13 protein-coding genes are annotated in these 8,976 nt (G+C 59.5%); 8 read left to right on the top strand and 5 right to left on the bottom strand.

Features of this window, described 5'->3' with window-relative positions; genetic code table 11:
* Both ACUTJJ_RS23810 and ACUTJJ_RS23805 read left to right on the top strand, forming a co-directional pair.
* Nucleotides 1–859: amidase family protein (locus tag ACUTJJ_RS23810; RefSeq protein WP_445543642.1), on the top strand; the 859-nt coding region annotated here is incomplete at its 5' end.
* The gene (locus ACUTJJ_RS23805; protein ID WP_445543641.1) at nucleotides 850–1,347 is read left to right on the top strand and encodes a GNAT family N-acetyltransferase; all 498 of its coding nucleotides are present in this window, start codon (nucleotides 850–852) and stop codon (nucleotides 1,345–1,347) included. The genes ACUTJJ_RS23810 and ACUTJJ_RS23805, both read left to right, overlap by 10 nt.
* A gap of 66 nt (nucleotides 1,348–1,413) precedes the next feature.
* Here the strand turns inward: ACUTJJ_RS23805 and ACUTJJ_RS23800 are convergent, their stop codons facing one another.
* Nucleotides 1,414–1,671, bottom strand: coding sequence for a YjhX family toxin (locus tag ACUTJJ_RS23800; protein ID WP_063951161.1), 258 nt, complete (start codon nucleotides 1,669–1,671; stop codon nucleotides 1,414–1,416).
* Nucleotides 1,672–1,943: 272 nt separating this feature from the next.
* On the opposite strand from ACUTJJ_RS23800, the gene ACUTJJ_RS23795 reads away from it, so the two are divergent.
* On the top strand, nucleotides 1,944–2,453 hold the full coding sequence (locus ACUTJJ_RS23795; RefSeq protein ID WP_144574643.1) for a GNAT family N-acetyltransferase: 510 nt from the start codon (nucleotides 1,944–1,946) through the stop codon (nucleotides 2,451–2,453).
* Here ACUTJJ_RS23795 and ACUTJJ_RS23790 read toward each other — a convergent pair.
* Nucleotides 2,435–2,767 (bottom strand): DUF1294 domain-containing protein, encoded by a 333-nt coding sequence (locus ACUTJJ_RS23790; RefSeq protein WP_209088651.1) that lies wholly within the window; start codon nucleotides 2,765–2,767, stop codon nucleotides 2,435–2,437. The two genes, ACUTJJ_RS23795 and ACUTJJ_RS23790, sit on opposite strands and share 19 nt — an antisense overlap.
* Before the next feature lie 151 nt (nucleotides 2,768–2,918).
* On the opposite strand from ACUTJJ_RS23790, the gene gatB reads away from it, so the two are divergent.
* The 5 genes from gatB (at nucleotide 2,919) to ACUTJJ_RS23765 (ending at nucleotide 6,750) form a co-directional block, all read left to right on the top strand.
* Nucleotides 2,919–4,424, top strand: coding sequence for an Asp-tRNA(Asn)/Glu-tRNA(Gln) amidotransferase subunit GatB (gene gatB / locus ACUTJJ_RS23785; protein WP_006698017.1), 1,506 nt, complete (start codon nucleotides 2,919–2,921; stop codon nucleotides 4,422–4,424).
* Between the two features lie 281 nt (nucleotides 4,425–4,705).
* Nucleotides 4,706–5,203, top strand: a complete 498-nt coding sequence (locus ACUTJJ_RS23780) for a GNAT family N-acetyltransferase (RefSeq protein WP_445543640.1) — start codon at nucleotides 4,706–4,708, stop codon at nucleotides 5,201–5,203.
* Nucleotides 5,200–5,673: a GNAT family N-acetyltransferase gene (locus ACUTJJ_RS23775; protein WP_445543639.1), complete on the top strand. Its 474-nt coding sequence runs from the start codon at nucleotides 5,200–5,202 to the stop codon at nucleotides 5,671–5,673. Before ACUTJJ_RS23780 ends, ACUTJJ_RS23775 begins: the two co-directional genes overlap by 4 nt.
* Nucleotides 5,674–5,782: 109 nt before the next feature.
* The gene (locus ACUTJJ_RS23770) at nucleotides 5,783–6,181 is read left to right on the top strand and encodes an NADH:ubiquinone oxidoreductase subunit NDUFA12 (protein ID WP_035207867.1); all 399 of its coding nucleotides are present in this window, start codon (nucleotides 5,783–5,785) and stop codon (nucleotides 6,179–6,181) included.
* A 131-nt stretch (nucleotides 6,182–6,312) separates the two neighbouring features.
* Nucleotides 6,313–6,750, top strand: a complete 438-nt coding sequence (locus ACUTJJ_RS23765) for a DUF2155 domain-containing protein (RefSeq protein WP_063951157.1) — start codon at nucleotides 6,313–6,315, stop codon at nucleotides 6,748–6,750.
* A gap of 15 nt (nucleotides 6,751–6,765) precedes the next feature.
* Here ACUTJJ_RS23765 and aat read toward each other — a convergent pair whose 3' ends face one another.
* The 3 genes from aat to ACUTJJ_RS23750 form a co-directional block, all read right to left on the bottom strand.
* Nucleotides 6,766–7,380 carry a leucyl/phenylalanyl-tRNA--protein transferase gene (gene aat / locus ACUTJJ_RS23760; RefSeq protein ID WP_445543638.1) on the bottom strand — a complete coding sequence of 205 codons (615 nt, stop codon included), beginning with the start codon at nucleotides 7,378–7,380 and terminating at the stop codon, nucleotides 6,766–6,768.
* A 6-nt stretch (nucleotides 7,381–7,386) separates the two neighbouring features.
* Complete coding sequence (accC, locus tag ACUTJJ_RS23755) at nucleotides 7,387–8,733, bottom strand: acetyl-CoA carboxylase biotin carboxylase subunit (RefSeq protein ID WP_144574626.1); 1,347 nt, start codon at nucleotides 8,731–8,733, stop codon at nucleotides 7,387–7,389.
* 12 nt (nucleotides 8,734–8,745) lie between these two features.
* The coding region (locus ACUTJJ_RS23750; RefSeq protein WP_445543637.1) for an acetyl-CoA carboxylase biotin carboxyl carrier protein at nucleotides 8,746–8,976 on the bottom strand (231 nt) is incomplete at its 5' end.

Below are 8,976 nucleotides of genomic sequence, written 5' to 3'. Positions count from 1 at the left end.
CGTCGCTTACGCCTCGTCGCTCGATCAGGCTGGCCCGATCGCCCGCGACGTGCGCGATGCCGCCATCCTCTTGAAGACGATGGCAAGCGTCGACGCCAAGGACACGACCTCGGTTGACCTTCCCGTGCCGGATTATGAAAAGGCCATCGGCCAGTCGCTGAAGGGCCTGAAGATCGGTATCCCCCGGGAATATCGCGTTGACGGCATGCCTGATGAAATCGAAAAGCTCTGGGCCAAGGGCGTCGAATGGCTGCGCGACGCCGGTGCCGAAGTGGTCGACATCTCGCTGCCGCACACCAAATATGCGCTTCCCGCCTATTACATCGTCGCGCCGGCAGAAGCCTCGTCCAACCTTGCCCGTTATGACGGTGTCCGCTACGGCCTGCGCGTCGACGGCAAGGACATTGCCGATATGTATGAAAAGAGCCGCGCCGCCGGTTTCGGCAAGGAAGTGCAGCGTCGCATCATGGTCGGCACCTATGTGTTGTCGGCCGGTTATTACGACGCCTATTACCTGAAGGCGCAGAAGGTCCGCACGCTCATCAAGCGCGACTTCGAAAACGTCTTCCATGAGGGCGTTGACGCGATCCTGGCCCCGATCACCCCGTCTTCCGCCTTCGCTGTCGGCGACGAAGAGCTCGCTTCCGATCCGGTGAAGATGTACCTGCAGGACGTCTTCACCATCACCGTCAACATGGCCGGTCTCCCGGGCCTCTCGGTTCCCGCCGGTCTCGACGGCAAGGGCCTGCCGCTTGGCCTGCAACTGATCGGCAAGCCGTTCGAAGAAGAAACGCTGTTCAAGACGGCCCACGCCATCGAGCAGGCAGCCGGCAAGTTCACCCCCGCCAAGTGGTGGTAAGCGGTCTCAAGCTTAGGCAAATGAATGAAGCCGATCGCGATGCGGTCGGCTTTGTCGGATTTGCCGCCTGGCGTGCCGGCGAAGCCTTCGACGCCGCCTATCTCGATTCCTGTGTCATCGAGCGGGTGAGGGGCGAATTCGAAAGCTTCGCCAAGTCTCCGACCGGTGACGTCGTCGTGGCCGAAATCGACGGTGATGTTGTCGGCTGGGGCGCTTGCGATGCCAAGCCTCATCACATTTCCGATCTGTGGGTGAACCCAGCCTGGCAGGGAAAGGGGATTGGCAAAGCGCTGATTGTCCATTTTCTTGACAGCATGCGGGCCGAAGGCTTGCCGCTCGCCACCATCGATACCCATGCAAACAATCGCAATGCCATTGGTCTATACGAGCGTTGCGGCTTTCAGATCGTCTGGCGCGGCATGGAATGGTCCGACATCATGAAACTCGAACTCGAGAAGGTGAAGCTCGAGCAAAAACTTTCGACGTAATGTGTTTGCACCGTCGATGCTGCGTGGCGAAATGGCGGGCGACGGCATTGCCGCCGCCCGGTCGGTTTATCGGTTGTCCAGCTCACCCCGTACGAGTTCCAGCCCACGGGACGTGATCCGGTAGGGCTTGCCGCCGCAGGAGGCGATGGCTCTCTTGCGTTTCAGCTTACGGAAGGTGAGGAGATCGAGGCCGCTGAAAATCCAGCCCTCGCGCGTAAAAAGCGAGAGTTTTTCGATTTTGCGGGCATCGTCTCGAACGAGTTCAATTCTGCCGCCCTGGGCGAGCAGGTGAAGAATGCGCTGTTCTGCGCGGGAAATGTCCATTTTTGGAAGTCCGGTCGGCGTCTCAAAGACGCGTGAAAGCAAACCCGGGTGCCTTGAGGCAGCCGGCTCGGTTTCATATGGCCCGGCGCGCAAGAAACTCGCGGGCAGGGCCTTTACCGGGACTCCGATTGAGCGAACATAAAAACTCCGTTCTTACCGGTTCTGGATAGCGGGCAGGCCCTATGCGGTCAAGTCAGATGAAAGCAAGCGAAAGCGCGCTGGTCGAATCACACGCGCAATGGTTTAATTTTCTCGGCCAAGGAGGGCGCGGCTTGATCGTCATTCGCAACGCGCATGAGCAGGAAGCGGACGTGCTGGCGGCCATCGGCATCAGGGCATGGCGGCAGGCGACCGCGGCTCTTGGCATCACGCCCACGCTTTACGACAATGCGGCCAGCGCCTTTTCCAACTTCACCCGCTCGTCGTGGCTTGCCATCCGCGTGGCAGAGCTGGGCGGCTCGGTCGCGGGGTGGGCCGCGCGGGAGCATTTTGACGATGCTATTTCCGATTTCTGGATCGATCCGGATTTTCAGCGAAGAGGCGTCGGCAGCCGTCTGCTCGCAGATGTCGAACGACTGATAGAAGACAGGGGCTTCGAGACAATCCGGCTTGAGACACACGCCCAGAATGAACCGGCCGTCGCCTTTTTTCGTCACCACGGATATAGCGTTCGCTGGCTATCTGTTTCCTATGCGCCGAAGCTGGACCGTGAGGTGCAATCGGTGGGTCTTCAGAAACAATTGGCCGAGGTCGAGAGCGGGCTTTACGGACCGGCGTTCTGAGACATGGTTCGTAGAGTGGCGATCAGCCGCATCGGCCAGTCCGGCGTGATGAGGAGCGACGCGACGAGGCCCGCCTGCAATATGACGATCGATGTCAGCTTGCTACGAAATGGCTCCTTACGTGTTTTATGCCGCAGCAAGCTTTGCGCCGAGATAGCGCCCGCACTGCCGCCTACGAGCGCGAGCAAAAGCAGCGTGCTTTCCCGGATACGCCACCCGCCCTGTCTCGCCGCTTCCTTGTCCCACCAGTAGACAAGAAAGACGAAGAGATTGAAGGCGAGATAAGCGAGGAAGCAGAGAGCGATCGTTTGCATGGCGCGATTTGAAACCCGTAAGCATAAAAAACGCGTAACCGGCGCTCTCGAAAATCGTGAGCCGGGCGTGACGGGGCGCAACATGTCTTGCGCCCACGCTCCATTTGTTCTACCCACCAAGGCCAAAGAACCCGTATATCGTGAGCTTCAGATGACCCTTGTAGACGTGCGCACCCCCGACCCGAAACGCTTCATTCCCGGCGCCACCGGCGATTGGGAAATCGTGATCGGCATGGAGGTGCATGCGCAGGTTCTCTCCAATTCCAAGCTGTTCTCCGGCGCCTCCACCACCTTCGGCAATGCGCCGAATTCCAACGTGTCGCTGGTCGATGCCGCGATGCCTGGCATGCTGCCCGTCATCAATGAGGAATGCGTGAAGCAGGCGGTCCGCACGGGTCTCGGTCTCAAGGCAAAGATCAACAACCGATCGATCTTCGACCGAAAGAACTATTTCTATCCGGATTTGCCGCAGGGCTACCAGATTTCGCAGTTCAAGGATCCGATCGTCGGTGAGGGCACCATCACCATTTCGCTCGGTCCCGACCGCCAGGGCAACTTCGAGGATATCGAAATCGGCATCGAGCGCCTGCATCTGGAACAGGATGCCGGCAAATCGATGCATGACCAGCACCCGACCATGTCTTTCGTGGACCTCAACCGTTCGGGCGTGGCGTTGATGGAAATCGTGTCGAAGCCAGACATGCGCTCGTCGGATGAGGCGAAGGCCTATCTGACCAAGCTGCGCTCCATCGTGCGTTACCTCGGCACCTGTGACGGCAACATGGACGAAGGCTCGATGCGCGCCGACGTCAACGTCTCCGTGCGCCGTCCGGGCGAAGGCTTCGGCACGCGCTGCGAAATCAAGAACGTCAATTCCATCCGCTTCGTCGGTCAGGCGATTGAATATGAGGCGCGTCGCCAGATCGCCATTCTGGAAGATGGCGGCGTCATCGATCAGGAAACCCGCTTGTTCGATCCCGGCAAGGGCGAGACGCGGTCCATGCGCTCCAAGGAAGATGCACATGACTACCGCTATTTCCCCGACCCGGATCTGTTGCCGCTGGAATTTGACGATGCCTTCGTCGAGGCGCTGAAGGTCGATCTGCCGGAACTGCCTGACGACAAGAAGGCCCGTTTCGTCGCCGATCTCGGTCTCTCGGTCTATGACGCCTCGATTCTGGTCTCAGAAAAGGCGATTGCAGATTATTACGAAGCCGTCGCCGCCGGCCGCGATCCGAAGGCTGCCGCCAACTGGGTTATCAACGACCTGCTCGGCGCGCTGAACAAGTCTGGCAAAGACATCGAGACGACTCCGGTGTCGCCCGAACAGCTTGGCGGCATCATCGATCTCATCAAGGCCGAGACCATCTCCGGCAAAATTGCCAAGGATTTGTTCGAGATCGTCTGGAACGAGGGCGGCAATCCGGCTGAGATCGTCGAAGCTCGCGGCATGAAGCAGGTGACCGATACCGGCGCCATCGAAAAGGCCGTTGACGAGATCATCGCCGCCAACCCGGATCAGGTCGAGAAGGTCAAGGCAAAGCCGACACTCGCCGGCTGGTTCGTCGGTCAGGTGATGAAGGCGACGGGCGGCAAAGCCAACCCGCAGGCGGTGCAGGCGCTCGTGAAGGCGAAACTTGGTATCGAGGAAGAGTAAGCGAAGGCTGCTTCCTGCTCGAGAAACGGCAGAGAGGTTCCGTCATCCAAGCCTTGAGCCGGGATCCAGCCAGCCCAAGTCCCTGGGCTGAAAAGACTCTTTTCACCGCGCAGACGCGCGTTGGCTGGATGCCGGATCAAGTCCGGCATGACGCAAGCCCAGACTATTCGCGATTAAGCCACACGGTGGGACAAGACCGAGCACGGCGTCGATTACGAACGATGACACCCTTACTGCCGGGATCGAAGCCCGGCATTTCTGTTTCAAGACGGAGCCAGATCATGTTTTTCATCCGCACAGCCAGCCTGCGTGACATCGAGCCGGTCCGGTCGCTGCTCGCGACGACATGGCACGCCACTTATGACGCGATCTACGGCGCGGAAAAGGTCGATGAGCTGATCGCAGCCTGGCAATCGCCGCAGGCCATGAAAGACCGCGTCGAGAAGAAGGGTGGCGAGTTCCTTGTTGCCGATGACGGCAAGCGGATCGGCGGCATGGCCTACGGCTCCATGTCGACCAAGATGGCGAAGACGGCGCTGTTGCACCAGCTTTACGTCGCGCCCGATCTTCAGCGGCAGGGCGTCGGCCGCGATCTCTTCGCGGAGCTTGAAACCTGCTTTCCCGACGCGGAAATCATGCGGCTGGAGGTCGAGCCTAAAAATACTGTCGCAATCAACTTCTATGAAGGCGTCGGATTTGTCGAGGTGGACCGAATCGAGCGCATGGCGGGTATCGAGGGGTTGCCCGGCATCGTGATGGAAAAGAGCCTGACCCGATGAATGCGACCTTGGAGAATCTGATAATTCGAACGGCCCGTGAAGACGATCTGCCGGCGCTCGCCGCCATTTTTGCCGCTGACGAGATCGGCGGCCACGGCGATACGGCCGATGAATCGGCGCGGCCCGATTATCTTGCCGCCTTCCGGGCAATCGAGGCGTCCCCGAGCGAAACGCTTTACGTCGCCGAACTGGATGGCGAGGTGGTCGGCACCTTTCAGACGGCGATCCTCACCAAGCTCGTTGGGCGAGGGGCGAAGTCGATGGTGATCGAGGCGGTGCAGACACGCGCCGATATGCGCGGTCGCGGCATTGGCGCGGTGATGATCAACTATTGTCTTGATGAAGCCCGCCGGCAGGGCCTGAAAGCCGCGCACCTCACCTCCAACATGGCGCGGCTCGATGCGCATCGCTTCTACGAGCGGCTGGGTTTCGAGAAGCGGCATCTTGGCTTCAGGATGACGCTGAAATAGCGCGGATATATCTCGAAATGCTGGACAATTGGCGTGAGGGGCGGCATAAGCATGTCTTGTGCCGTGCATGGAAAATCGCTGCGGTGCATTCAAGCCCGAGGAACGTAGAATGAAGACTCTCCTGACGCAAATCTTCACCTGGTGGAACGGCCAGACGATCGGAACGCGATTCCACACCTGGCGTTTCGGCAAGAAGGTCGGGCAGGACGAGTTTGGTAACACCTATTACGAAGGCGGCACCACCTCCTGGGGCATGCCGCGCCGCTGGGTGATCTACAACGGTTATGCCGAAGCCTCGGCCATTCCTCCCGGCTGGCACGGCTGGATGCATTACCGCACCGACGTGCCGCCGAGCCAGGAGAGCTACGTTGCCCGTGAATGGCAGAAGCCTCACCAGCCGAACCTCACCGGTTCGTCCAAGGCCTATCGCCCTCAAGGGTCGCTGGCCGTTGCAGGCGAGCGCCCGCGCGTGACGGGCGACTACGACGCCTGGACACCCGGCAACTGAGTTATCGCGACGCGCGGTGTTGTGCAAAACGCCGCGCCTACTTCCGGCCTCACCGGTTTTTGCCACATTCCGCCCTTAGGCGTTGATCCGGTCGGCGGTTCGACACAGGCAAATATTTGGAGACATATCGTATGAGGAAATTCACGCGGGATCGTTCTTTGCGTGCGCTGACAGTCTCGCTGTTTGCAGCGGTCTCTGCTGTTCTCCTCGTATCACCCGTCTCCGCCGCCCGTCTGGAAAACCGCGTTGCCGTCTTTTCCGGCATCGACAAGATCACGGGCCGCATCACGTCTTTCGACGTCTATATTGATGAGACGGTGCAGTTCGGCGCGCTTCAGGTGACGCCGAAAGTCTGTTATTCCCGTGATCAGACGGAAACTCAAAAGATCGATGCTTTTGTCGAGGTTGATGAGATTACCCTCGACCGCAAGATCAAGCGGATTTTCACGGGCTGGATGTTCGCTGATAGCCCCGGCCTCAATGCCGTGGAGCACCCGATCTACGACGTGTGGCTGACGGGCTGCAAGCAGGATTCGGACGTTCCCGCTCCCTCAACGGCAAGCAAATAACCTAACGTCAAGTTTTTAGAATCGCAGGCTTGGCCGGTTGACGGCTAGGTTTAGCATTTTCGCATATTCCAGCTTCGGAACGTCGATTGCACCGAATGTCTTCAGATGCTCGGTCGTAAACTGCGTGTCGAGCAGCACGAAACCACTGGTTCTTAGTCTTTCCACCAGATGCACGAGACATATCTTGGAAGCATTGGTGCGGCGGGAAAACATGCTCTCGCCGAAGAAGGCAGCCCCCAGCGAGACACCGTAAAGCCCGCCGACGAGCTCATCGCCTTCCCAGGCCTCGACGCTGTGGGCGTGGCCGATCTGGTGCAGCTCGGTATAGAGTTTGCGGATGGTGGCGTTGATCCAGGTGCTCGGCCTATCCGGCGCTTCGGCAGCACATCCCGCCATGACCGCTTCGAAGGCAGTGTCGAAGCGTATGTTGAACGGCTTCTTTCGCATCGCCTTGGCGAGGCTTTTGGAAACGTGAAAATCGTCGAGGGGAATAATACCGCGGATTTCCGGCTCGACCCAGAACAACTCGGGATCATCGGCCGAATCGGCCATGGGAAAGAGCCCGGCGGAATAGGCGCGCAGCAGAATGTCGACCGTTATGTCGTTATTTCTGCTGCGCCGCCCAGCCATATCGTCTTAGTGAGACGCGTCACCGGCCAGATATTTTTCCAGCCAGTGAATATCATAATCACCCTTCAGGATATCCTCGTTCTGGAGAAGATCCTGGAAAAGCGGCAGCGTGGTCTTGATGCCGTCGACGACGAACTCATCGAGCGCCCGACGAAGACGGCGAATGCACTCGTCACGGTCGCGGCCGTGAACGATGAGCTTACCGATCATGCTGTCGTAATAGGGCGGAATCTTGTAGCCCTGATAGGCGCCCGAATCGACGCGCACACCAAGGCCGCCCGGCGTGTGGAAATAGGTCAGCGTGCCCGGAGAGGGAACGAAGGTGCGCGGGTCTTCGGCATTGATACGGCATTCGATGGCGTGGCCATGGAATTCGATATCCGCCTGCGTTACCGACAAGCCCTGGCCTGATGCAACACGGATCTGCTCCTGCACGAGATCCATACCGGTAATCGCTTCCGTCACCGGATGCTCCACCTGCAGACGCGTGTTCATTTCGATGAAGTAGAACTCGCCGTTTTCATACAGGAACTCGATGGTGCCGGCGCCGCGATATTTCAGCTTGCGCATGGCGCTCGCGCAAATCTCACCGATCTTCATGCGCTGTTCGACCGTCAGAGCTGGAGAGTTGGCTTCTTCCAGCACCTTCTGGTGACGGCGCTGCAACGAGCAATCGCGCTCGCCGAGGTGAATGGCGTTGCCTTCACCGTCGCCGAAAACCTGCACCTCGATATGGCGTGGTTTGCCGAGGTATTTTTCCATATAGACGGCGTCGTTGCCGAATGCTGCTGCCGCTTCGGAACGGGCAGTCGCAACGGCCTCTTCCAGATCGGCCTCGGTCTTCGCCACCTTCATGCCGCGACCGCCGCCGCCCGCCGTCGCCTTGATGAGAACGGGGAAGCCGATCATGCGCGCGATTTCCAGCGCGTTTTCAGGCTTCACTTCGCCATCGGAGCCGGGAACCACGGGAATGCCCAGTTCCTGCGCCGTCTGCTTGGCGGTGATCTTGTCGCCCATGATGCGGATATGTTCGGCGGTCGGTCCGATGAAGGTAATGCCGTGCGCGTCGAGAATATCGGCGAACTTGGCATTTTCCGACAGGAAGCCGTAACCGGGGTGAACGGCGTCCGCACCTGTTATCTCGCAGGCCGCAACGATCTGATGGATGTTGAGATAGCTGTCACGCGAAGGCGGCGGGCCGATGCAGACGCTCTCGTCGGCAAGGCGCACATGCATGGCATCCGCGTCGGCCGTGGAGTGTACGGCCACCGTCGGAATGCCAAGCTCCTTGGCGGCGCGCAGAACGCGCAGCGCGATCTCGCCGCGGTTGGCTATGAGGATCTTCGAAACCATGCTGAACCGCCTTTATTCGATGACCACGAGGGCTTCGCCATACTCCACGGGCTGAGCGTCGTTGACGATGATTTCCACGACCTTGCCGGACTTCGGGGCTGGGATCTGGTTCATGGTCTTCATGGCCTCAACGATGAGGATCGTCTGGCCTTCCTTCACGGTCGCACCCACTTCGATGAAGGGTCGGGCGCCGGGGGCGGGCGAGAGATAAACGGTGCCAACCATGGGCGAAGAGACGGTGTT

This window comes from Agrobacterium sp. DKPNP3 (genome assembly GCF_052686535.1).
Note: the sequence above shows the minus strand (reverse complement) of the source record. Positions and strands in the feature narration are given on the sequence as shown.

Excerpts from the sequence above, each read along its gene's own strand:
- aat (WP_445543638.1), bottom strand. The coding sequence starts at position 7,380 with ATGGCTGGGCGGCGCAGCAGAAATAACGACATAACGGTCGACATTCTG.
- ACUTJJ_RS23780 (WP_445543640.1), top strand. The coding sequence starts at position 4,706 with ATGTTTTTCATCCGCACAGCCAGCCTGCGTGACATCGAGCCGGTCCGG.
- ACUTJJ_RS23775 (WP_445543639.1), top strand. The coding sequence starts at position 5,200 with ATGAATGCGACCTTGGAGAATCTGATAATTCGAACGGCCCGTGAAGAC.
- ACUTJJ_RS23765 (WP_063951157.1), top strand. The coding sequence starts at position 6,313 with ATGAGGAAATTCACGCGGGATCGTTCTTTGCGTGCGCTGACAGTCTCG.
- ACUTJJ_RS23800 (WP_063951161.1), bottom strand. The coding sequence starts at position 1,671 with ATGGACATTTCCCGCGCAGAACAGCGCATTCTTCACCTGCTCGCCCAG.
- ACUTJJ_RS23790 (WP_209088651.1), bottom strand. The coding sequence starts at position 2,767 with ATGCAAACGATCGCTCTCTGCTTCCTCGCTTATCTCGCCTTCAATCTC.
- accC (WP_144574626.1), bottom strand. The coding sequence starts at position 8,733 with ATGGTTTCGAAGATCCTCATAGCCAACCGCGGCGAGATCGCGCTGCGC.
- gatB (WP_006698017.1), top strand. The coding sequence starts at position 2,919 with ATGACCCTTGTAGACGTGCGCACCCCCGACCCGAAACGCTTCATTCCC.
- ACUTJJ_RS23770 (WP_035207867.1), top strand. The coding sequence starts at position 5,783 with ATGAAGACTCTCCTGACGCAAATCTTCACCTGGTGGAACGGCCAGACG.